General features: G+C 69.3%; 22 protein-coding genes. 12 read left to right on the forward strand and 10 right to left on the reverse strand.

The window, feature by feature from the left end; translation table 11 throughout:
- Positions 1–21: 21 nt before the first annotated feature.
- Complete coding sequence (locus BM004_RS08360) at positions 22–1554, reverse strand: efflux RND transporter periplasmic adaptor subunit (RefSeq protein WP_093212522.1); 1533 nt, start codon at positions 1552–1554, stop codon at positions 22–24.
- Positions 1555–1802: 248 nt separating this feature from the next.
- On the opposite strand from BM004_RS08360, the gene BM004_RS08365 reads away from it, so the two are divergent.
- Genes BM004_RS08365 through BM004_RS08385 form a run of 5 tightly spaced genes read left to right on the forward strand, consistent with a single transcriptional unit; the run spans position 1803 to position 5707 of the window.
- Positions 1803–2414, forward strand: a complete 612-nt coding sequence (locus BM004_RS08365) for a DUF6622 family protein (protein WP_371268923.1) — start codon at positions 1803–1805, stop codon at positions 2412–2414.
- Between the two features lie 45 nt (positions 2415–2459).
- Entirely contained in the window at positions 2460–3479 is a 1020-nt protein-coding gene (locus tag BM004_RS08370) for a sterol desaturase family protein (protein WP_093213046.1), read from the forward strand.
- Positions 3476–3769 carry a 2TM domain-containing protein gene (locus BM004_RS08375; RefSeq protein WP_093128413.1) on the forward strand — a complete coding sequence of 98 codons (294 nt, stop codon included), beginning with the start codon at positions 3476–3478 and terminating at the stop codon, positions 3767–3769. The genes BM004_RS08370 and BM004_RS08375 overlap by 4 nt, the downstream gene beginning before the upstream one ends.
- A 53-nt stretch (positions 3770–3822) precedes the next feature.
- Complete coding sequence (locus tag BM004_RS08380) at positions 3823–4845, forward strand: sensor histidine kinase (protein ID WP_093128724.1); 1023 nt, start codon at positions 3823–3825, stop codon at positions 4843–4845.
- A gap of 19 nt (positions 4846–4864) precedes the next feature.
- On the forward strand, positions 4865–5707 hold the full coding sequence (locus BM004_RS08385) for a LytR/AlgR family response regulator transcription factor (RefSeq protein WP_093212525.1): 843 nt from the start codon (positions 4865–4867) through the stop codon (positions 5705–5707).
- A gap of 81 nt (positions 5708–5788) precedes the next feature.
- Here the strand turns inward: BM004_RS08385 and BM004_RS08390 are convergent, their stop codons facing one another.
- On the reverse strand, positions 5789–6133 hold the full coding sequence (locus BM004_RS08390; RefSeq protein WP_093128409.1) for a hypothetical protein: 345 nt from the start codon (positions 6131–6133) through the stop codon (positions 5789–5791).
- 149 nt (positions 6134–6282) lie between these two features.
- Between BM004_RS08390 and BM004_RS08395 the strand changes: the two genes are divergently transcribed.
- Positions 6283–8109, forward strand: a complete 1827-nt coding sequence (locus BM004_RS08395; RefSeq protein ID WP_093212527.1) for a glutamine--tRNA ligase/YqeY domain fusion protein — start codon at positions 6283–6285, stop codon at positions 8107–8109.
- A gap of 69 nt (positions 8110–8178) precedes the next feature.
- Here the strand turns inward: BM004_RS08395 and BM004_RS08400 are convergent, their stop codons facing one another.
- A complete protein-coding gene (locus BM004_RS08400; protein ID WP_256219828.1) occupies positions 8179–8484 on the reverse strand; it encodes a hypothetical protein in 306 nt (101 codons plus the stop codon).
- A gap of 295 nt (positions 8485–8779) precedes the next feature.
- Here BM004_RS08400 and BM004_RS08405 point away from each other — a divergent pair, with 295 nt between their 5' ends.
- The 3 genes from BM004_RS08405 (at position 8780) to BM004_RS08415 (ending at position 10663) form a co-directional block, all read left to right on the forward strand.
- Positions 8780–9340 (forward strand): pseudouridine synthase, encoded by a 561-nt coding sequence (locus tag BM004_RS08405; RefSeq protein WP_093212531.1) that lies wholly within the window; start codon positions 8780–8782, stop codon positions 9338–9340.
- A gap of 96 nt (positions 9341–9436) precedes the next feature.
- Positions 9437–10306 carry a M23 family metallopeptidase gene (locus BM004_RS08410; protein WP_093128723.1) on the forward strand — a complete coding sequence of 290 codons (870 nt, stop codon included), beginning with the start codon at positions 9437–9439 and terminating at the stop codon, positions 10304–10306.
- 24 nt (positions 10307–10330) lie between these two features.
- Positions 10331–10663, forward strand: coding sequence for a hypothetical protein (locus BM004_RS08415; protein WP_093128402.1), 333 nt, complete (start codon positions 10331–10333; stop codon positions 10661–10663).
- Between the two features lie 24 nt (positions 10664–10687).
- On the opposite strand, the gene BM004_RS08420 is transcribed toward BM004_RS08415, so the two are convergent.
- Together BM004_RS08420 and BM004_RS08425 are read right to left on the reverse strand one after the other, a co-directional pair.
- Complete coding sequence (locus BM004_RS08420) at positions 10688–11089, reverse strand: DoxX family protein (RefSeq protein WP_256219829.1); 402 nt, start codon at positions 11087–11089, stop codon at positions 10688–10690.
- A 10-nt stretch (positions 11090–11099) separates the two neighbouring features.
- A complete protein-coding gene (locus BM004_RS08425; protein ID WP_093212535.1) occupies positions 11100–12035 on the reverse strand; it encodes a M14 family metallopeptidase in 936 nt (311 codons plus the stop codon).
- A gap of 140 nt (positions 12036–12175) precedes the next feature.
- Here BM004_RS08425 and BM004_RS08430 point away from each other — a divergent pair, with 140 nt between their 5' ends.
- A complete protein-coding gene (locus tag BM004_RS08430) occupies positions 12176–13354 on the forward strand; it encodes a Fic family protein (protein ID WP_256219830.1) in 1179 nt (392 codons plus the stop codon).
- On the opposite strand, the gene BM004_RS08435 is transcribed toward BM004_RS08430, so the two are convergent.
- Both BM004_RS08435 and BM004_RS08440 read right to left on the reverse strand, forming a co-directional pair.
- The gene (locus tag BM004_RS08435) at positions 13344–14546 is read right to left on the reverse strand and encodes an ammonium transporter (protein WP_093128398.1); all 1203 of its coding nucleotides are present in this window, start codon (positions 14544–14546) and stop codon (positions 13344–13346) included. The two genes, BM004_RS08430 and BM004_RS08435, sit on opposite strands and share 11 nt — an antisense overlap.
- Positions 14547–14697: 151 nt before the next feature.
- A complete protein-coding gene (locus BM004_RS08440; RefSeq protein WP_093212536.1) occupies positions 14698–15657 on the reverse strand; it encodes a LytTR family DNA-binding domain-containing protein in 960 nt (319 codons plus the stop codon).
- Positions 15658–15822: 165 nt separating this feature from the next.
- On the opposite strand from BM004_RS08440, the gene BM004_RS08445 reads away from it, so the two are divergent.
- Complete coding sequence (locus BM004_RS08445) at positions 15823–17082, forward strand: acyltransferase family protein (RefSeq protein WP_093212538.1); 1260 nt, start codon at positions 15823–15825, stop codon at positions 17080–17082.
- Here the strand turns inward: BM004_RS08445 and BM004_RS08450 are convergent.
- Positions 17003–17461 (reverse strand): PaaI family thioesterase, encoded by a 459-nt coding sequence (locus tag BM004_RS08450; RefSeq protein WP_093212540.1) that lies wholly within the window; start codon positions 17459–17461, stop codon positions 17003–17005. The genes BM004_RS08445 and BM004_RS08450 overlap by 80 nt on opposite strands.
- A gap of 170 nt (positions 17462–17631) precedes the next feature.
- On the opposite strand from BM004_RS08450, the gene BM004_RS08455 reads away from it, so the two are divergent.
- Entirely contained in the window at positions 17632–18966 is a 1335-nt protein-coding gene (locus BM004_RS08455; protein WP_093212542.1) for a WD40 repeat domain-containing protein, read from the forward strand.
- Between the two features lie 10 nt (positions 18967–18976).
- Here BM004_RS08455 and BM004_RS08460 read toward each other — a convergent pair whose 3' ends face one another.
- Together BM004_RS08460 and BM004_RS08465 are read right to left on the reverse strand one after the other, a co-directional pair.
- Positions 18977–21157, reverse strand: a complete 2181-nt coding sequence (locus tag BM004_RS08460) for a TonB-dependent receptor (protein ID WP_093212544.1) — start codon at positions 21155–21157, stop codon at positions 18977–18979.
- Between the two features lie 41 nt (positions 21158–21198).
- Entirely contained in the window at positions 21199–22659 is a 1461-nt protein-coding gene (locus BM004_RS08465) for an ABC transporter permease subunit (protein WP_177206427.1), read from the reverse strand.
- Positions 22660–22668 lie beyond the last annotated feature (9 nt).

Here is a 22668-nt window from a genome sequence, read left to right on the forward strand (position 1 = left end):
AGGAACGGGTCGGCGAACGGATCAGCGGATCGCGCCGCCCTGGGCGGGTGGCGGCGAGCCGGGCTTCAGGTCGGGCGCGGCCGGCGGCACCGAGGTGGCCGGCGGCGAGGTGGGCGACTCGGCCGGCGGGGCGCTGCGGGCACCGCCTGCACCTGTACCCGCTGCGCCTTGGCCGCCCTGCCCTGCTGCACCTTCACGGCGACCCGCACCGCGTTCGCCGCGCTCGCCCCGGTTGCCACGGCGCGCACCCGATGCCGCGCCCGACGCCGGCACCGCCGGCCGGTCGGCCATGGTCTGCACCCGCGCGCCGTCCTTCAGCCGGTCGCCGCCTTCGGTCACCACCTGCTCGCCGGCTTCCAGGCCCGACATGATCGCCACGTTGTCCACGCTCGACTCGCCGCGCGTCACCGTGCGCTGCGACACGGTGCTGTCGGTGTTCAGCACGTACACGTAGTCGCCGTTGGGGCCGTGGCGCAGCGCCGTCACCGGCACCACCACCGCGCCGCTCACGGTGCGCAGCAGCAGCCGCAGGTTGACGAACTGGTTCGGGAACAGCGCGTTGTCGGCGTTGGTGAAGCGGGCCTTGGCCTTCACGGTGCCGGTGGCGGTGTCGACCAGGTTGTCGAGCGTGGCGAACATGCCGCCGGCCAGCCGGCGCGTGCGCGTGCGGTCGAAGGCGGTGGCGTCCAGCTTGGCGCCCTGCGCCAGCCGCTCCTGCACCTCGGGCACGCGGTCTTGCGGAATGGAGAACTCGACGTCGATCGGCGCGATCTGCGTGATGGTCGCCACGCCGTTGGTGGTGCCGGTCGAGATGTAGTTGCCCGCGTCCACCGGTCGCAGGCCGATGCGCCCACTGGCCGGCGCGGTGATGCGGCTCCAGGTCAGGTTGAGCTTGGCGGTGTTCTCGTTGGCGCGGTCGATGGCCACGGTGCCTTCGAGCTGCTTGACCAGCGCGGCCTGGGTGTCGACGTCCTGGCGGGCGATGGAGTCCTGGCCGAGCAGCGTCTGGTAGCGCTGCAGCGTGACGCGCGCCGCGGCCAGCTGGGCCTCGTCGCGCTGGCGTGCGCCGGCGGCCTGCGCCAGCACGTTCTGGAACGGCTGCGGGTCGATGGTGGCGAGCACGTCGCCCTTCTTGACCATCTGGCCTTCCTGGAAGAGCACCGCGGTGAGCACGCCCGAGACCTGCGGCTGCACGATCACGTTGGCCACCGGGGTGACCGTGCCCAGCGCCTCGAGCTGCACCGGAATGTCGGCCTGCTTGGCGGTGGCGATGCCGACCGTGCTGGAGGCCGCGCCGCCGCCGCGCCCGCCCGGACCTCCAGGGCCGCCGGGGCCGCCTGGACCTCCGGCGCCTCCCGGCCGCCCGCCGCCCGGCCCCGCACCCGGACCGGCCGCCGGCGTCTTCGAGCGCTGGATCAGATACCAGGCGCTGCCGCCCAGCGCCACCAAGAGCAGCAAGGTCAGCAGGCCGCCCACCCAGCGGCGCCTGCGCACCGGGGGATGTGTCGGCGACACGTTGGAAGGCAGGGGCTCGGTTGGTTTTTCTTGTTCCATGGGCGGTGCGTGCGGAAGGTGCAGGGGTGCGAACCAGCGTAGTACACGCGGAATGGTAGTCGGGCTGTTTGCTGGGCCGTAAAGCGACGGTAAAGCTGTCACATGTTGCCAGCGCCGCCGCCCGCGGGCCGTCAGCCATTGGCGCTGTTTGGCGCTGTTTGGCGGCAACTCGCGCCGCCGGCGCGCATTCCGTCGCACGCCGGTGGCGGGTGCGTCCGGGCGCCGGCACAGTCCGCTCCATCGATTCGATGCCTGAACGTCCCCTCGTCGCCCCCTCTTCGCCCCCTCTTCGTCTTCCCTTCCAGATCCCTTCAACCTTCTGTCACCGGAGCGCCACCATGCTGATGCAAATCGTCCTTCACACGCCCAAGTGGGTGTTCGCCGTCTTCTTCCTGCTGCTGTGGATCGGCGCCAAGCAGCTGCTCACCAACAGCGTGGGCCTGAGCCGCGTCACGCTGATGCCCGTCGCCATGGGCGCGCTCTCGGTCTACGGCGTGGTCTCGGTGTTCGGCGACTCGTTCGGCGCGCTGCTGGGCTGGGCCGCCGCCGCGGTCGCCATGCTGGCGCTGGTGCTGCAGCGCCCGCTGCCCGCCACCACCCGCTACGACGCCGCGCAGCGCCGGTTCCACGTGGCCGGCAGCCCGGTGCCCCTGATGCTGATGATGGGCATCTTCCTGACCAAGTACGTGGTGGGCGCCGCCCTGGCCATGCACCCCGAACTGCGCCAGCAAGCCACCCTCGGCCTCGTGATCCCGGTGCTGTACGGCGCGTTCAGCGGCGTGTTCGCGGCCCGCGCGGTGCGCCTGTGGAAGCTCGCCATCCGTACTGACGCCATGTCGGGCGCGGTTCGCGCGGCCTAAGATTCCTTGGCCACCCGCCGCCAGGCCCCTCACGACACCACCGCCATGAACGCACTCCTGCTGATCCTCAAGATCTCCGTGACGGTGGTGCTCGCCGCCTCCATTGCCGAGGCGCTGGTGCTGTCCTGGCGCAACGGCTGGCGCAGCTACGACTGGAAGGCGGCCGGCATCTCGGTGTTCGACTTCCTGGTGCGCGAATACCCGCTGCGCTGGCTGCTGCCGCTGGCGTTCTGGACCGGCGCGATGGACTGGTTCTACGCCCACCGCCTGTTCACCCTGCCGATGGACCACTGGAGCGGCTGGGCCGCCTGCTTCCTGGGCCAGGAGTTCTGCTACTACTGGTACCACCGCGCGGCCCACCGGGTGCGCTGGTTCTGGTGCACCCACTCGGTCCACCACTCGCCCAACCAGCTCAACCTGTCGGCCGCCTACCGCTTCGGCTGGACCGGCCGCCTGACCGGCACGCTGGCCTTCTTCATGCTGGCGCCGCTGCTGGGCATGCCGCCCAGGGTGGTGCTGCTGATGCTCACGCTGAACCTGCTGTACCAGTTCTGGATCCACGCCACCTGGATCCCGCGCCTCGGCCCGCTGGAATGGGTGCTGAACACACCCTCGGCCCACCGCGTGCACCACGCCTCGAACCTCGAGTACCTGGACGGCAACTACGGCGGCGTGCTCATCGTGTTCGACCGCCTGTTCGGCACCTGCATTCCCGAGCGCGCCGACCTGCCCTGCCGCTACGGCCTGGTGAACCCGATCACCTCGCACAACCTGCTGGAGATCGAGTTCGGCCAGTGGCGCGCCCTGCTGCGCGACCTGGCCTCGGCCCGCTCGCTGCGCGCCTTCGCCGGCTACCTGGTGAAGCCGCCGGGGTGGAAGCCCGACGGGCCGGGCGATACGACCGAGGAGCTGCGCCAGCGCGCGGCGTTGAACGTGGCACCGGCGCACGCGCAGGCCGCGCCAGCCGCAACGGCCACGCCAGCCACAGCGGCGGCAACGGCAGCAACGGCAGCAACGGCAGCGTCCGATTTCATTCCCGTGCAGTACAACAAGGAGTTGTCATGAACTACACCTCGCCCACTCCCTCCGCTTCGGACATCGAACGCCGTGCCCGCCGCCGCGCCGGCGCCAAGATGGGCTGGTACATCCACGCCTTCGTCTACGTGCTGGTCAACCTCGGCCTGGTCACGATCTCGGCCGCCCGGGGCCACACCTGGGCCATGTACCCGCTCATGGGCTGGGGCCTGGGGCTGCTGATCCATGGCGCGGTGGTCTGGTTCGTGGCCGGCGGCGGCTTCTACGAGCGGCTGGTGGAGCGCGAACGCCGCGCGCTGGGCGCCGGGGACCGCGGATGAGCGTGGGCCCACCTGCAGCCTTCCCCAGGTTCGGGGGCGAGAACCTGCGGGACATGCTGCGGCATGGCCTGATCACCGCCGTCTTCTGCTGCCTCATTGCCTGCGCGCTCACCATCACCGACGGCGGCGGCTGGGCGGCGCACCTGGTCTATTCGCTGTCGATCGGCCTCATCAGCTGGCTGTTCATCGACACCACCCGGCTGCTGATCACCGGGCACCGCGACATCCGCTGGCCGCTGGGCGGCCGGGGCTACGTGGTGGTGGTCGTCGGCGTGACCTTGGGCTTCATGGGCGGCAACTTCATCGGCGACGCATGGACCGGCGCGCCGGCCTTCGACTTCCTGGCGTTCGGCGGCCACAAGCTGGCCACGGGGGTCGTCATCACCGTCGTCGCGACGATCGGCATGTGCTTCTTCTTCTACAGCCTGGGCAAGAGCAAGCACCTGCAAAGCCAGATCGACCTGGCGCAGCGCGACGCCACCGAAGCCCGGCTCAAGCTGCTCGAGACGCAGCTGGAGCCGCACATGCTGTTCAACACCCTGGCCAACCTGCGCGTGCTGATCACCATCGACCCGCCGCGCGCCGTGGCCATGCTCGACCGGCTCAACAGCTACCTGCGCGTGACGCTCAGCGGCTCGCGCGCGCTGTCGCATCCGCTGTCGGCCGAGTTCGACCGGCTGGGCGACTACCTGGAGCTGATGTCGGTGCGCATGGGCGAGCGCCTGCGCTACACGCTCGAATTGCCGGACGACCTGCGCGACGTGCCCGTGCCGCCGCTGCTGCTGCAGCCGCTGGTGGAAAACAGCATCCGCCACGGGCTGGAGCCCAAGGTGGAGGGCGGGCGCATCGCGGTGCGCGCGCACCGCGACGCCGACCGGCTGGTCATCGAGGTGAGCGACACGGGTGTCGGGCTCGGTGCGGCTGCGCCGTCGGACGGCGGCAGCGGCTTCGGCATGGAACAGGTGCGCGAGCGCCTGGCCACCGTGTACGGCGAGCGCAGCCGCATGGCCCTGGCACCCTCGCCCGACCCGGCCGGCGGCACCTGCGCCACGCTGAGTTTTCCGCTGCCTGCCTGACCCCCCTCACAAGAACAACATGCAAGCCACCGCCCTCATCGCCGAAGACGAACCCCTGCTCGCGCAGGCCCTCAAGGCCGAACTGGCCGCCGCCTGGCCCGAACTGCAGGTCGTGGCCACCGCCGGCGACGGCCGCAGCGCCGTGCGCGAGGCGCTGCGCCTGCTGCCGCAGGTGCTGTTCTTCGACATCCGCATGCCCGGCCTCGACGGCCTGGGCGCCGCCGCCGAACTGGCCGACTGCTGGCCCGCCGACGAGGCGCCGATGCCGCAGCTGGTGTTCGTCACGGCCTACGACGAATACGCCGCCCGCGCCTTCGAGGCCCAGGCCATCGACTACGTGCTGAAGCCCGTGCAGCCCGAGCGCCTGCGCAAGACGGTCGGCCGGCTGCAGCAGGCGCTGGCGGCGCATGCATCGTCGCCATCTCCTTCTTCCCCCGTGCCCGACGAGGCGCTGGAACGCACGCTCGCGCAATGGCGCCAGGTGCTCGGCGCCGCAGGAGGCGGCGCGGCGGCGTCCGCGCCCGCTGTCGCCCCGCTGCGCATCATTGCCGCGAGCGATGCCGGCGGCAGCACCGTGCGCATGGTGCCCATCGACGAGGTGCTGTATTTCGAGGCGGCCGACAAGTACCTGCGCGTGCTCACCGCCACGCACGAATACCTGATCCGCACGCCGCTGAAGCAGCTGCTGCCCCAGCTCGACGCCGACACCTTCTGGCAGGTGCACCGCGCGGTGGTGGTGCGCAGCGCGGCCATCGAGTCGGTGCACCGCGACGAGGCCGGCAAGATGCACCTGACGCTGCGCGGGCGGGCCGAGAAGATTCCGGTCAGCCGGCTCTACGCCCACCTGTTTCGTGCGATGTGAAATTCCAGGGCCTTGCGCCCACAAAAAAGCCGGCCCTTTCGGAGCCGGCTTTTTTCATTCAGTCACGAATGCTGTGGCAATTTAACGCCAGTGGCCGTGGCCGCGGTAGTAGCCGCGGTTGTAGTAGCGCGGGCCGTAATAGGCCGGCGGGCCGTAGTACACGGGGGCCGGACGGTAATACACCGGCGGCGGAGGTGCGTAGTACACCGGGGCCGGCGGGTAATAAGCCGGAGCGGGCGGGTAGTACGCCGGAGCCGGCGGGTAGTAGGCGGGAGCGCCCACGCCCACCGCCACGCCCGGCACCCCGACACCGATCGACCAGCTCACGTCGCTGCGGGCGCTGGCCGAAGTGGCTGCAAACAATGCACCGGCTGCCACGGCTGCGGCGGCGGCCCATTTGAAGAAATTGGAACGTGTGACGCTCATGATGTTGGACTCCTTGTTTCGGTGGGCCCGGTTCGGGTCTGAACCGCCCATGTGTGTATTGAACGCGGCAATTGCAAAGGGGGTGCACCCGGCAATGTGAAGAACGTTGCCAAAGGTAACGCGCAGGGGGTGCCCTCTAGAATGAGGCAATGACCTCCCCGACCGACAAAAACGGCGCCAAAACGACCGCTGCACCGAGCAATTTCCTGCGTCACGTGATCGAGAACGACCTCGAACAGGGCGCCTACGCTGGCCGCAAGTGGGGCGGATCGCCCGGCAGCGCCGCCCACCACGCCCAGGGCATGGCCGACCCGGCCAAGGTGCGCATGCGCTTCCCGCCCGAGCCCAACGGCTACCTGCATATCGGCCACGCCAAGAGCATCTGGCTGAACTTCGAGCTGGCCAAGGAATACGGCGGCGTGTGCCACCTGCGCTTCGACGACACCAATCCCGAGAAGGAAGACCAGGAGTACGTCGACTCCATCCGTGACGCCGTGAAGTGGCTCGGCTACGAGACCTACCTGGCCGACCGCCCGAGCGCGCCCGGCACGATGCAGCCGCACGAGTACTTCGCGAGCAACTACTTCGACTTCATGTACGAGGCGGCCGAGTACCTCATCGGCGCGGGCCTGGCCTACGTGGACGAGCAGACCGCCGAGGAAGTGCGCGCGAACCGCGGCGACTTCACCACGCCCGGCAAGGACAGCCCCTTCCGCACCCGCAGCGCGGAAGAAAACCTGGCGCGCTTTCGCGCCATGCGCGACGGCCAGGTGGCCGACGGCGCGGGCATCCTGCGCGCGAAGATCGACATGGCCAGCAGCAACATCAACATGCGCGACCCCGCGCTGTACCGCGTGCGCCGGGCCCACCACCACAACACCGGCGACAAGTGGTGCATCTACCCGATGTACACCTACGCGCACCCGATCGAAGACGCGCTCGAGCAGATCACCCACAGCATCTGCACGCTGGAGTTCGAAGACCAGCGCCCGTTCTACGACTGGCTGCTCGACCGCCTGGCCGAAGGCGGCCTCATCGCAAGTCCGCACCCGCGCCAATACGAATTCGCGCGCCTGAACGTCACGCACGTGATGACCAGCAAGCGCAAGCTGCGCCAGCTGGTCGAAGAAAAGCACGTCGACGGCTGGGACGACCCGCGCATGCCCACCATTGCCGGCCTGCGCCGCCGCGGCTACACGCCCGAGGCGCTGCGCCTGTTCTGCGAACGCAGCGGCACCACCAAGTCGGGCGGCTGGATCGACTACGCCAGCCTCGAAGCCGCGCTGCGCGACAGCCTCGACCCCATCGCCCCGCGCGCCATGGCCGTGCTCGACCCGGTCAAGCTGGTCATCACCAACTGGGGCGAGCTGATGGGCGGCCCCAACAAGGATGAAGGCGTGCTCGACGACTGCTCCGCGCCCGTGCACCCGCACCACCCCGAGATGGGCAAGCGCGAGTTCAAGCTGGGCCGCGAGGTGTGGATCGAAAGCACCGACTACGAAGACGTGCAGCCCAAGGGCTTCTTCCGCCTGTTCCCGGGCAACAGGGTGCGCCTGAAGTACGGCCACGTCATCGAGTGCACCGGCGCCACGCGTGACGCGAACGGCAAGCTCGTCGAAGTGCAGGCCACGCTGGTGCCCGACACCAAGAGCGGCACGCCCGGCGCGGACGCGATCAAGGTCAAGGGCAACATCACCTGGGTGGCCGCGGCGGATGCGGTGAAGGCCGAAGTGCGGCTGTACGAGCGGCTGTTCTCCGAAGCCAACCCGGGCAGCGGCGAGCTGCTGGAAGAGCTGAACAAGACCAGCCTGGAAGTGTGCTCGGCGTTCGTGGAGCCGTCGCTGGCAAAGGCCGAACCCGGTGTCGGCATCCAGTTCGAACGGCACGGCTACTTCGTGCGCGACACGAAGGCCGGTGCGGATGGCAAGCCGGTGTTCAACCGCGCGGCCGGCATGCGGGACAGCTGGGGCAAGTAAGCCCGCCCGCACCTTCATCCGGAAAGCCGGTGCCGTGATGGCGCCGGCTTTTTTCGTTTCAGCCCTTCGTCATTCCGGCCGCTTGTAGACCACGCCCAGCACCGCGCTGTTCTCGTCGGTCGTGCACACGGCCGAACGGCCTTGCGGCCCGACCTTCAGGTTGATCGTGTAGACGCCATCGCGTGGCGTCGAGCCGCTGTCGACAGCGATGGTGCCCGGCGGCACCCGCAGTTCACGCGCGGCCGCGGCCACGCAGTTCTTGACGCTGGCCTCGGGCGCGCCGCCGACGCGAAGCGAGGTGCTGTTGCATGCGGCCAGCAGCAGCCCTGCGGACGCAGCACATGCGACGCACGCGATGTTGATGGAGCTTCGCATCGTCATTCCAGTCCCAGGTTGTCAAGCCAGTCTTCATTGGCGCGCACGACTCTCCGATCCTGTGCAGGACAGGTCCTCGCCTGCATGTGGCCCGTCGCCGTTTTCTGAACTGAAGCAGGACGTTCTAGCTTCGGCGCTGTTGATAACGCTTTGATCTACAGAAGATTTCCGCATGGATCGGATTGGCCGGGATTTCCTTGGAAATCTCGGCGCCTGCGACGACAGTGAACAGCGTGCAACTGGTGCGAGACTATCGGCCGCGGTTGGCCAAAGGGCCACGCGACGCTCCCATTCCATGAACCAGCCCACCTACCAGCCCACCTCTTCCCGCCTGATCCGCTTCAACAAACCCTACGGCGTCCTCAGCCAGTTCACGCCCGAGGGCCGCTGGCGCGGGCTGAAGGATTTCATCGACATCCCCGGGGTCTACGTTGCCGGCCGGCTCGACGCGGACAGCGAAGGCCTGCTGCTGCTCACCGACGACGGCAAGCTGCAGGCGCACATTGCCGATCCGCGCTTCAAGATGGAGAAGGTCTACTGGGTGCAGGTGGAAGGCGTGCCCACCGACGCGGCGCTCGCGGCCCTGCGCAACGGTGTGCAGCTCAACGACGGCCCCACGCGCCCGGCCCGGGCCCGCCTGCTCGATCCGCCGCCTGCCGTGTGGAACAGAGAGCCTCCGATTCGTGAGCGCAAGAGCATTCCCACCGCGTGGCTGGAGCTGGCGATCAGCGAAGGCCGCAACCGCCAGGTGCGGCGCATGACGGCGGCCGTGGGCCTGCCGACGCTGCGCCTGATCCGCGCCGCCATCGGGCCGCACACGCTCGACGGGCTGGCGCCCGGAACCTGGCTGGACTGACGGCGCATCGGCACCGCTGCAAGAACCTTCATTCGAATTCTTCCCATGCACAAATCACTTCCCTTTTCCGGTCTCGCCTCCCTCGCCTCCTTCGACATGACCCGCCGCGGCGCCGTGCTCGGCACCCTCGGCTGGCTTGCGCTGTCGGCCACCAACGCAGGCGCGGCAACACCCGCCAGGACAAAGAAGAAGCCCGCTGCCCCCGATGTCTGGCCACACGCCTCGCAGGTGCCCGGCGGTGTGGCGCGCCTGTCGCTCGGCCCGTCTGCCAAGCGGCCGCAGGCCTTCGCGGGCGACGTGCCGCTCTTGGTTGTCGGCGACCCCATCGAGTGGACCGCGCTGGTCGGCATTGCGCTCGCGGCGGAACCCGGCGAGGCCGGCATCACGGTGCGCGCCGAAGGCAAGCCCGAACGCCAGGTCGCCTACACCGTGGCGCCCAAGCAGTACCGCGAACAGCGCCTGACGGTGGCGCCGCGCACGGTCGACCTGTCGCCCGAGGACGAAGCCCGCTACGTCAAGGAGCGCGACCACCTCACCGGCGTGATGGCCACGCTCACCGACATGCGCGCCGATGCGGCGCTGCAGATGCGCGTGCCCGTGCCGGGCCGCCGCTCCAGTTCCTTCGGCCTGCGCCGCGTGTTCAACGGGCAGTCGCGCAATCCGCACAGCGGCATGGACATCGCGGCGGGCACGGGCACGCCGGTGCTGGCGCCGCTGCCGGGAAAGGTGATCGACACGGGCGACTATTTCTTCAACGGCGGCACCGTGTGGCTCGACCATGGCGGCGGCCTGCTGACGATGTATTGCCACCTGAGCCGCGTCGACGTGAAGGTCGGCGACGTGCTGAAGACCGGCGAGGCGCTGGCCGCGGTCGGCGCGACCGGGCGGGTGACGGGGCCGCACCTGCACTGGTCGGTGATGCTGAACCGGGCGATGGTCGACCCGGCGCTGTTCGTTGCGGCCTGAGGCCATCGGGCACCCACGTCTCTCATGGCCAGCAACGCAGCACCGCCCCTGTTCGACGAGACCTGCCTCGCCGCGCCCGTCGCGCGCGCCACGTACGGCGGCATCCTCGCCCTGCTCAACGCCCGCCTGCACCCTGCCCTGCAGGCCATCGTGGCGGCCGAGGTCGCCTCGGGCAACCGCGTGATGGATGCCGGCGCCGACTGGCCCGATGCGGGCTCGGTGCACGTCACGCTCGCCAAGCGGTTCGACGACCGCCACGCGAGCACCGAGGCCATCTTCAGCCCGTGCGACGACCCGCATTACTGGCACGCCGACTACAGCACCGCAGCCAAGCCGCGGCACCTGCTCATCTGCTAGCCGTTACCCGTTAGCCGTTACCCGTTAGCCGCCAGCCGGCTTCGGGCGCGCCGTGCTCCACGCGATCAACGCGAGCAGCGCCACCTGCACCGGCAGCCGCGCGACCAGCGCCCAGTGCGGCACGTTGGCGAACAGGTCAGCGCGCTGCAGCATGTAGACATTGGCCGGCGTCACGGCCAGGGTCAGCAGGAACAGGCCGATGCCCGCCGCCCGGCGCGTCGGGCGCCACAGCAGCCCGGCCGCGCCCAGCAACTCGAATGCGCCGCTGACCCACACGGTTTCGCGCGGCCATGGAATCCACGGCGGCACGATGCGCATCTCGGCATCGGTCGCCACGAAGTGCGCGACGCCGCCGATGGCGAACCACAGGAAGACGAACGCCAGGCCCGCCACGCGCCAGCGGCCCATGGCAGGGGCCTGGTTCAAGGCACCGACCTCAGAGCGGCTTGGTGAGGTACACCGCCTCGCGCCCGACGATCGTGCGCTGCGCGGGCATGAAGATGGTGCAGTCGTCGCACAGCGCGCGGATTTCCTCGTCGCCGTTGGTCGCGATCAGCTCGCCCTTGGCGAAGGTCTCGAAGCCGATCAGCGGGCGCACGAAGGCGAAGTCTTCCGACTTGATGACGTACGTCTGCAGCAGCTGGAAGCTGCGTTGCGGCTCGGGTGCGGGCGTGGCCGGGTCCTTCTCGACGAGGCCGAAGTACGCGAGGAAGTCGTACGTGACGGCCGTGGCCAGTTCCGACGCGGAGCGCAGGAAGTGCTGGCCGCATTCGACCACCATGGCCACGCCCTTGCCGTCCGGCCCGCCGTGGCTGCCGTACTGGATCAGCGGCGTGCCCGAGCCCAGGCCGTCGGGCATCACGAGGTGCACGGAAGGGCGGCCGATGGCCAGCGCCACCTTGGCGTTGCGCTCGAACGCCGGGTAGACCCAGAACGGCACCACGGGCTGGCTGGTCGAGTGGATGTCCAGGATGTGGTCGGCCGCGTCCACCACCGGGCGCAGGATGCGCGCGCGGCGCAGCTCGGGGCTGTCTTCGCTGCCGTCGAGCCACTCGGGCGACCAGATGCGGTTGAGGTTGTGCACGATCTGGCGGCTGTCGTACGGCGACTCTTCCTTGAACGACTCGTAGGCGTCGATGTTGGCGAAGGCCACGGTGAGCGTGCCGATCTGCGGGCGCACGTTGTTGTCCAGCAAATGCGTGGCGGCCGTCATGCCGCAGATCTCGTTGCCGTGCGTGAGCGCGTTGATCAGCACGTGCGGGCCGGGCTTGCCGGACTCGAAGCGGTGCACGTAGTCGATGCCGGTGTTGCCCTCGCGGTAGGCGGAGAGGTCGCGGGGGAGGACTTCGAGGGCGGGGGGCGATTGGGTCATGGATTTGCAGGAAGTGAATCGGTCGTGGTCCGGTTCGGAAGTTTGCTACAGGTAACCAATCTGTGCATTTCTTCCCGGAAGCCCGAGCATGCGCTGCAAATTCACATTTGCGAATCATTTATTGAGCCGATTCTTCTAAGATGCGGCTCATGACCTCTTCAGCCCCGCTCTACATCTGGCAGCAGCCGGACTGGCCGGCGCTGCGGTATGACGCCGTGGCAGCCGGCCCCGCGCTCTCGCGCGCTCGAGAGCTCAAAGGCGAAGTGAGCGGTCTGGGCCGGGCCATCGGGCTGGACGGGCTGGTGGAGGTCGAGCAGGCACTGTGGATGCAGGAGGCCGTGGCCACGGCAGCCATCGAAGGCGAACGGCTCGACCTCGCGGCCGTGCGCTCCTCGGTGCTGCGCCGCCTGGGTGCAAGCCATGCGGGTCCCACCGACCGGCATGTGGACGGGCTGGTCGAAGTGATTCACGACGCCACGACGCGTTTCGACGAGCCGCTGGACGCAGACCGCTTGTGCCGCTGGCAATCGGCGCTCTTTCCGGGCGGCACCTCGGGCATCCAGCGCATCGCCGTCGGCCGGTACCGCGACCATGCCGACGCCATGCAGATCGTGAGCGGCCTGCCGGGCAGGGAAGTCGTGCACTACACCGCGCCGCCTTCTGCCACGGTCGCACGGGAAATGGATGCGTTCCTGGCATGGTTCGCTCAGACGCGGCACTGCGCGATGGACGGCATTGCACGTGCCGCCATCGCTCACCTCTGGTTCGAAACCATCCACCCGTTCGAAGATGGAAACGGCCGTGTCGGCCGCGCGGTGGCCGATATGGCACTGGCACAGGACACCGGTGCGGCAACGCGGCTCTTCAGCCTTTCGCGCCAGATGCTGGCGGACCGCAAGGGGTACTACGACGCGCTGGCAGCGGGCCAGTCGGGCGGCATGGACGTGACGGCCTTCGTGCAATGGTTCGCCGGGGCCTTCGGGCGTGCATGCATCGCGTCCGGCAACACGATCCAGTCATCGCTGGAACGCTCGCGCTTCTGGGCGCGGCATGCACAGCACGACATCAACGAGCGGCAGCGGCAGTTGCTGCAACGGCTGCTCGAGGCCGGCGACGGCGGCTTCCTGGGCGGCCTCAACGTAGAGAAGTATCTGAAGATGGTGCGCGTCTCGAAGGCCACGGCCACGCGCGACCTGTCTGACCTCGTGCGCAACGGCATGTTGTATGCGGCGGGTCAGGGCAAGGCGGTGCGCTACTACGTGAACATGCCGGGATGGACACATGGAGTGGCAGGGTCCGGCAGCCGGATCACCAGTTGACCTCCCGCTCCGGCGTGGCCGAAATGTGGTGAATCGACAGGTCCGCCCCGTCGTATTCCTCCTCCTGCGTGAGCCGCAACCCGACCGCCTTCTTCAGCGCGCCGTACACCGCCCAGCCCGCCAGCCCTGCCCACGCCACGCCCATCAGCGTGCCGATCAGCTGCGCCCACACATTCACCCCGCCGATGCCGCCCAGCGCCTGCGTGCCGAAGATGCCCGCCGCAATGCCGCCCCAGGTGCCGCACAGGCCGTGCAGCGGCCACACGCCGAGCACGTCGTCGATCTTCCACTTGTTCTGCACCAGCGTGAACATCTTGACGAAGATGGCGCCGGCCACGCCGCCCACCACCAGCGCGCCCAGCGGGTGCATCAGGTCGGAGCCGGCGCACACGGCCACCAGCCCGGCGAGCGGGCCGTTGTAGACAAAGCCGGGGTCGTTCTTGCCCATGGCCAGCGCCACCAGCGTACCGCCGACCATCGCCATGAGCGAGTTGACGGCCACCAGGCCCGAGATCTTGTCGATGCTCTGCGCGCTCATCACGTTGAAGCCGAACCAGCCCACGCACAGCACCCACGCGCCCAGCGCCAGGAACGGGATGTTCGACGGCGGGTGCGCGCTGAGCGAGCCGTCGCCGCGGTAGCGGTTGCGGCGCGCGCCCAGCAGCAGCACGGCCGGCAACGCGAGCCAGCCGCCCACCGCATGGACCACCACCGAGCCCGCGAAGTCATGGAATTCATGACCCGTGAGCGAGGCGATCCAGCCCTGGATGCCGAAGTGCCTGTTCCAGGCAATGCCCTCGTACAGCGGATAGACGAAGCCCACGATCACCGCGGTGGCGATGAGCTGCGGCCAGAACTTGGCCCGCTCGGCGATGCCGCCCGAGATGATGGCCGGGATGGCGGCGGCGAAGGTGAGCAGGAAGAAGAACTTCACCAGCTCGTAGCCGCTTCTTGCCGACAGTTCCGTGGCGCTCACGAAGAAATGCGTGCCGTAGGCCACGCCGTAGCCCACCAGGAAGTACACGATGGTCGATACCGAGAAGTCGACCAGGATCTTCACCAGCGCATTGACCTGGTTCTTCTTGCGCACGGTGCCCAGCTCGAGAAAAGCAAAACCGGCGTGCATGGCCAACACCATGATGGCGCCGAGAAGGATGAACAGCGCATCTGCGCCCTGTTTGAGTGCGTCCATGGAAGCTTCTTGCAGTTTTTGATTTGAATTGGTGCATCGCACCCGAATCAGTCGGAGCGGCGGCCAAAGAAAGCAAAAATGGTGCCTAAAGCTCGTTGATGGTGCGGAATGAACCAAACAAGGGCCTGCCAGAGCCCTTGCGCGCACCGGTTCAGCCCGCGCCGGCGCTCAATGCGTCGCGGTAGCGGCGGCTGCAGGGCACGGTGGTGCCGTCGTGCATGTGCAGCCGGGCGTCGCCACCGTCCAGCGGCTCGATCTCCTTGATGCGCCCCAGGTTCACCGCATGGCTGCGGTGCACGCGCACGAAGGTCGCGGGGTCGAGCTGGGCCAGGAAGTCGGTCAGCGTGGCGCGCAGCAGGTAGTCGTGGCCGTTCACGTGCAGGCCGACGTAGTTGCCCTCGGCCTGCAGCCAGTCGATGTCGCCGGCGGCGATGAGGAATTCGCGGCGCAGCTTGCGCACGAGGAAGCGCTCGGGGCGGGTGGGCGGCGGCGGTGGGGCCGGTGGAGGTGCCTCCGGCATCGCGGATTCGACGCCCTCCGGTTCCGTCGAAGTCCCCGGTGGCGACGGGGGCTGCAGCGGTGCCGCCCTTTCCTCCGGCGCATCGAGCACCCGCGCCTCGCCCTGCAGCCGCAGCATGAACAGCCGGTAGGCCCAGATCCCGAACACGATCGACGCGTACGCGCGCACGTCCTTCAGGTATTCGTAGCCCCACTGGCCGCTCCAGCCCGCGAAATCGTAGCGCTCGCCGACCGCCGCGTAGGCCAGCGCACGCAGCGCGAACATGGCCACCACGTGCACCACGCTGAAGGCCACGCTGGCCAGCGCGTGACCCGCGAGGTAGCGCAGCAGCTGCCGGCGCGGCAACGGCGAGAGCCAGCGCTCGACCGCCACGATGGCCGGCACCAGCGCCAGCAGCACGAGGTGGCTGGAGCCCTCCCAGACCAGGATCTGCCAGGTGGCGGGCGGCTCGGCGCGGGTGCGCGCGTCGACCAGCGCCACCGAGGTGTTGAACACGGCCTGCAGCGCCATCACAGCGATCCAGAAGCCCACCTCCACGTAGCGGCGCACCGGCTCGTAGCGCTCGTACAGGTTCTTGCGAGGGTCTGCCATGGCGGGAATTCTCGCGAAAACAGCCCCTGGGACGGCCTGCTTTCGCGCTTTTTCGTCCCTCCGGGCCACCGCTCGTCACAAACCGGGGGCGATCCATCCCCCGGCCGCGCCGCGCCGGCCGCGCCGGGCCGAGCATCGCGGCTTCTTTGCTTCGAGGAGCTTGCGATGAGCACCACCGCCACTGCCACCACCAGCGCCACCGCCACCCCCGGCCAGCGCCGCCACGACATCGACGCCCTGCGCGCGCTCGCTTTCCTGTTCGTCATCCTCTATCACGTGGGCATGTACTACGTGGCCGGCTGGCACTGGCACCTGAAGAGCCCGCACGCCGCCGAATGGCTGCCGTGGCCGATGGTGGCGCTCAACCTGTGGCGCATGGACCTGGTGTTCCTGATCTCGGGCGTGTCGCTCGGCTTCCTGAGCCGCGGCCAGGGCACCTGGGGCCTGTTGCGCAGCCGGGGGCTGCGGCTGCTGTTGCCGCTGGCCTTCGGCATGGCGGTGATCGTGCCGTACCAGGCCTATGCGCAGGGCGTGGCCAACGGCCACGTCGCGCCGGGCTTCGGCGCCTTCCTGCTGCGCTACCTGTCGATGAGCGCGCCATGGCCGAGGCAGGCCTTCGACGGCGCGGAGTTCGGCATCACCTGGAACCACCTCTGGTACCTGCCCTACCTGTTCACGTACACGGCGCTGGTCGCCCTGACGCTGCCGCTGTGGAATTCGGCCGCCGGCCAACGGCTGCGCCGCGCCTTCAACGGCCTGCGCGGCTGGAAGCTGCTGGTGCTGCCGGTGGTGCCGCTGCTGCTGTGGACCCTGCTGCTGGCCGCGCGTTTTCCGGCCACGCACAACCTGGTGCGCGACTTCCACCTGCACAGCCTCTACTTCACGCTGTTCCTCTACGGCTACTGGATGGGCGTGGACACAGGCGTGTGGAAGGAACTGGAGCGGCTGCGCCGCGTGTCGCTCGCGCTGGCCGTGGCGGTCATCGCGGTGTTCTTCGCGCTGCGCGCCGGCGCCAGAGTGCCGGCCTCCGGCCTCCTGATGGACACGCTGCGCATGCTCTACCTGTGGCTGGCCGTCGCCGCCATCCTGGGCCACGGCCACCGCCACCTGAACCGCCCGTGGCCGTGGCTGCGCTGGGCCAACGAGTCGGTGTACCCGTGGTACGTGCTGCACCAGACGCTGATCGTCGCGGGCATCACCGTGCTGGCGCCGCTGGCGCTCGGCCCGGTCGTCGAACCCGTGCTGCTGGCGGCGCTGACGCTTGCCGGGTGCTGGCTGCTGACCGACGGGCTGATCCGCCGGGTCAGCATGCTGCGCCCGCTGTTCGGCCTCAAAGGTCTTCGGGCTAGACCGGCGCCTTCGCCGGCGTTGCCGCAGCCTCTTCCACCGGAACCAGGATGGCGTTCCCCGTCGCCACGAGCTTGAGCGCACCGCCCTCACCCTCCTCTCCCTCTTCACCCTCCGCCTGCGCGTAGAGCTCCGCCGTGGCGAACACCTGCTTGCGTCCCGCCTTCACCACGCGCCCGCGCGCCACGAACGCGCGGCCCACGGCGGGCGAGATGCAGTTCACCGAAAAGTGCGACGCCAGCACGCGGCCGGCCACCGTGGCGGCCGCGAAGCCGCTCACCGTGTCGAGCAGCGCGCCGATCAGCCCCGCATGCAGGAAGCCGGCGTACTGGCCCATGTCTTCCTCGCGGAAGTCCATGCGCAGTTCGGCCTCGCCCTTGGCGGCGCTGGTGACTTCGAAGCCGGCCCAGCGGTTGAAGCCGGCGGTCTTGTTGATGGCCTGGATGGTGTCGAGCATGGCGGTGTGTTCCGGAGTTTTCCGGCGTTGAAGCGATGCGGCCCACTCTAAGAAGCGGTAACCGCATTCGTCGTCGCGCGCGTGACCGAGCGCGCGCCGCCAGTTGCCTTGGCGACAGCCGCGTGCATGCGAAACTTTGCGGCCACCATGCAACTTCGACGAAGGGCCCGATGACCGATCTGACGCCGCAACAGGAATGGAAACTCAAGACCACCAGCTACGCCGAGGCCGTGAACCGCTACGTTGAAACCGGCCTGCGCGACGGCTGGAACACGGCGGGCGAGGAGCCGCAGATGCTGAAGACCGCGCACCTTCTCGCCCCCTTGCTCGCGGCACTGAAGGCCCACAACGCCGCCGCGCCCGACGAGGCCGCGCGTGCCGCGTTCCGCGAAGACTGGCCACCGGCACACGAGCCGCTCATTCCGCGGCTCCAACAGCACGGCCAGAGCATCCCGACGGTCGCGCTGCTGGACGACGGCTCGATCCTCGCGCGCATCGGCGCCGCGCACGAAGACGGTCACCTCGTGCGCCTCACGGGCGACAAGGTCGAGCGTGTCGAGGGCATCGAATTCTTCGGCCGCTGCCCGGCGCGCCGCTTCTTCGCGGTGGCGCAGGCCGATGGCGTTCGCATCACCGACGGCTGGCAAGGCCCCACCACGGCGTTGTGCCTGTGGCCCACCGGCCTCGAAGACCTGCCCGCCTTGCCCGACAGCGTGCCCTCGCCCCGCTTCGCCGCGCCGCCCAAGCCGACGCAGCTCGTTCCCTTTCCCGACGGGCAGCGCGTGCTGCTGGTCAGTGCCTCGGGCACCTTCGTGTTGTCCGCGCAGGGCGCGCGCCGCCTGATGCCGCGCATGGAAGAGCTCGCGGAGCAACTGGCCGAGGAAGACTTCGACCCCGAGTACTTCGGCCTCGACCTCTCGATGGAGCACGGCGCCGTCTCGCCCGACGGCCAGTGGATCGCCGTCGGCGGGCAGGATGGGCGGCACCTGGTGTTCGACGCGGCGCTGAAGCTGCAGGCGCAGATCGGCCCGGTCGGCGAGTACCCGCACTTCGCGCTCTTCAACCAGCGCAGCGACCGCCTCGTGCTGAACGCCTGCCACTTCTACAACGGTGCCACGCTGGGCGTGCAAATGAAGGACGTGCCCGGCCTGGACACCGAGTACTACGCGAAAGATCCGCGCACGCCCACGCTCGAGGACGGCGCGCGCGTGTACGCGGGCGTGCATCGCGGCGACGAGTTCATCGTCGGCGACGCGCACGGCTACCTGCGTGCGTTCGGCGAAGACGGGCAGGCCCGCTGGCAGCACTTCATCGGCTCGACCGTCGGCGCGCTCGACCTCTCGGCCGACGGCAAGACGCTGGTGGCGACCACCTGCGCCGGCTTCGTCTGCGTGATCGCGCTGGACGCCGGCCGCCAGGCGCCCGGCCAGATCGGCACGGGCGGACACTTCGAGCAGCGGCGCTGGCTGCTGTGGAAGAACAGCAAGGGCCCGCTGCTGTGGTGAGCCCGATCTTCTAGAAGTCGAACTTGGCCGACAGCTCGAAGGTGCGCCGCGGCGCCAGCAGCACCTGGCTGGCCGCGCGGCCGGCCCAGGTGGCGTAGAGCTTGTCCGTCAGGTTGCGCACGCGAAAGCTCAGCAGCGTGTTGCGCATGCGGTAGCTCACGGCCGCGTCGAGCGTGGTGAAGCCGTTGATGCGGATCTGGTTGGCGTTGTCGGTGTACATCGGCCCCGTGTGGTTCAGCGACGCGAAGTACTCGAACTTCGAGCCGTCGGGCCGGTAGGTGGCGAACACGTTGGCCACGCGCTCGGGCACGTTCGGCGGCGTCTTGCCCACGCGCGAGACGTTGCCCGCTTCCACCAGCGTGTCGAAGCGCGCGTCGAGCACGGCCAGGTTGCCGGCCAGCGTCCACTCGCGCGCGGGCCGCCACACGGTCGACAGTTCGATGCCGCGCGACGACTGGCTGCCGTTGTTCACGGTGTTGGCGGGGTTGTTCGGGTCGCGCGAGAGCACGTTGCCCAGCTCGATCCTGTAGGCCGCCGCGGTCCACTCGAGGTTGGCCGCGGGCAGGCTCTGCTTGAAGCCCACCTCGGCCTGCCTGCCGCGCGACATCGGGAATGCCGCGTTCGAGGCCGACAGCAGGAACAGCGAGTTCACCGGCAGCGTGGCGTTGGTGTACTGCGCATACACGCTCGACTGCGGCGTGATGTCGTACACCGCGCCGATGCGCCCCGAGGTCGCGCGGTAGCTCGCGCCAAAGCGCGTGTAGCTGCCCAGGTTGAGGTCGGCAATGCCGCGCTCGAGCTCGGTGCGGTCGTGCCGCAGGCCGCCCACCAGCGTGAGGTTGCGCAGCGGCTTCAGCGCGTCTTCCACGAACACCGACGTGACCTTCACGTTCGACGTGGTGTTGGTGCGGTTGCCGCCGCCCGTGCTCAGCGCGGGGTTGTCGTCGAACGGCGCCAGGTAGGCACCGAACACCGGCACGCGCAGCAGGCTCGCGGTGGCCGCGCTGCTGTCGGAAAAGCGGCGCTGGCTGCCGAAGCGCGTCTCGCTGTATTCGCCGCCCACCACGAAGCGGTTGTCCATGCCGGCGAACGTGCCCTTGTGCGTGGCGTCGAAGCGGTCGAGCCAGAAGTCCTGGTCGTGCGTGATGAGCGTCTGGTCGCGCGCGATGTTGGCCGGCGCCACGAACACCGCGCTCTCCGAGTTGCGGAACACGCGGTTCGACCGGTTGGCCGAGAACTCGTTGCGCCACGACCAGCCGCCGCCCGCCTGCCCCGTGAGGCGCGCGCGCAGCCAGTAGGTCTCGGAGCTGTTGTCGTCGTCGGGCACGTTGTAGTTGTTGCGCGCCAGGCGCTTGTCGATCACACGGCCGTCGGGCGTGCGCACCACGTTCGTCGGCTGCGTGGCAAAGCTGCCCGGCACCAGCGGCGTGCCCCAGTAGGCCTGGTTGTCGTCGCGCAGGTAGTCGAAGGACAGGTCCAGCTTCACCGAGCCGCCGAAGTCGACCGTCAACCCGCTGGTGAAGTGGTCGATGCGCTCGCCGTTGCGATCGATGGTGCCGACCTTGCTGTCGTTGCGGCTGTAGTCGAGCCGGTAGGCGCTGGCATCGCCCAGCGCGCCGCCGAAGCCGAAGGCCGCGCGCGTGGCGCCGTAGCTGCCGTACGACAGCAGCGCCTCCTTGTGCGGGTTGTCGCGGTCGGGCCGCTTGGTGACGAAGTTGACGACGCCGCCGATGGCGCCCTCGCCGTCGATCACCGAGGCCGGGCCCTTCAGCACTTCGATGCGCTCGTAGTTCCAGGTGTCCTGCACGCGGTTGGTCACGCCCGCGCCGGAGCTGCGCACGCCGTCGTACAGGTACATGAGGTTGCTGAAGCCGCGCGTCGACAAGGTGGTGGGCGCGGACGGCGGCCCGCCGCCCGACAGGCCCGCCATGCCGCGCAGCGCTTCGCTGAAGGTGCGCGCGCCGCGCTGCTGCATGGCGTCCTGCGACAGGATCTCGACCGAGGCCGGCGTCTCGCGCACCGACAGCCCGAGGCGCGACGCGGTGCCGGTCGGCTCCTCCAGGTGCAGGCTGTTGGCGTCGCGGCTGCCTTCGACGGTGACGGTGCCGAGCTCGGCATTGCTTTGTGCGTAGGACGCCTGGAAGGCGGTGGCGGCGGCCACCGCCATGGCCGTGCGGATGAACATGGTCATGGGATTGCTTGAGGAGAAAGTGCGAAAGAAACGGGGGCCGCCTACGCGACGGAAAAACGGCGCAGGCGCCATGCGGCCAGGCCGAACAGCAAGAGGCTGGGCACCAGCAGCTGCAGCACCGCCCACGCGGCCTGCCCGCGCACGAGGCCGGGCGGCTCCTCCTGCCATGCGAAGGCGGGGATGCGGTCGAAGTCCGCCGGCGCAAGCGCGTCGCGCGCGTCGATGCGCGGGAAGAAGAAGCGCTTCCACGCCTCGTGGTGCGCCACGGTCTGCGCCTCGAAGCGCGCCTGCCGCCGGCTGCCCGTGCCGGCCAGCGCCGTCATGCCTTCGTAGGCCACGGCCGCGGGCGACACCACGCTGAAGCGGCCCAGCAGCGCCTGCTGCTTCGCTTGCTGCACGTCGAAGCGGTCGAGTTCGGGGCGAATGGCGTCGTCGACGTCCTTCTCGATCAGGTAGTTGCCGAGCAGCCGCCCCGCGATCTCGATCTTGCCGTCGCGCGGCAACAGCAGCGCGCCACGGCCGACGTGCTGGTAGTCGGTGCTCATGAGGGCGGCATGGCGCTTCATGGCCTCGGCCGTGACGATGCGCTGGCGCGTGGCCAGCTCGGTGCGCGACGGCGCGGGGCTGGCCTGCGTCACGGCCATGTTCAGCAGCACCGGCGCGACCAGCACCAGCAGCACCCATGCGATGACCAGCACCATGGCATTGGTCGCCGACGAAGCGCCAAAGGCGTTCACCGCCACCACCAGCGCGAACCAGAAGAGCGCGTAGGCTCCGACCAGCAGCGCCCACCACAGCGTGGCGCCCGATGCGCCGGCAAGCCCCGCCTGCCGCGCGACCAGCAGCACCGCCACCGGCAACAGCACCGCCGGCCCCAGCAGCACCGCCGCGCGCACCGTGAGCTTGCCCGCGAGCAGCGTGCGCAGGCGCAGCGGCTGCGACAGCAGCAACCGCAAGGTGCCGTTCTCGCGCTCGGCCGACAGCAGGTTGTAGCTGAGCGCGAAGATCAGCAGCGGCAGCAGGTAGACGATGACGAAGGCCAGGTCGAAGTGCCCGCTCAGCAGGTGCCACGGGCTCTCGATGTCGCTGGGGTTCATGAACACCACGCGGCTCTGGCCCGTGACCTGGAACTGGCTCGGGTACAGGTCGCTCTGCCCCAGCGCGACCGGGCCCAGCGGCGCGGTCGGCAGGATGGCATGGTGCCCGCCGTAGCCGCTGGCCATGCGCGAGGGGTCGGCCGGGTTCTCGAAAGGCGTGGGCTGCGCGGCGCGGGTGTCGCGGTCGGCCTGCGCGACGGCGGCCTGCGCGCGGTCGCGGCTCGCGGTCTGCACGAGGCCGTTGCCCAGCGCATAGGCCACCAGCAGCACGAAGAGCGCACCCACGGCCCACAGCGCGCGCTCGGCGAGCATCAGGCGGCACTCCTGGCGCATCACGGCCAGCAGGCGGCGGCCCTGCGGCGGCAAGGCGGACCGGGACCAGGATCGGGATGGGGATTCGTTCATTGCCATGTC

The organism is Variovorax sp. OK212 (assembly GCF_900112425.1).
Lineage (GTDB): Bacteria > Pseudomonadota > Gammaproteobacteria > Burkholderiales > Burkholderiaceae_C > Variovorax.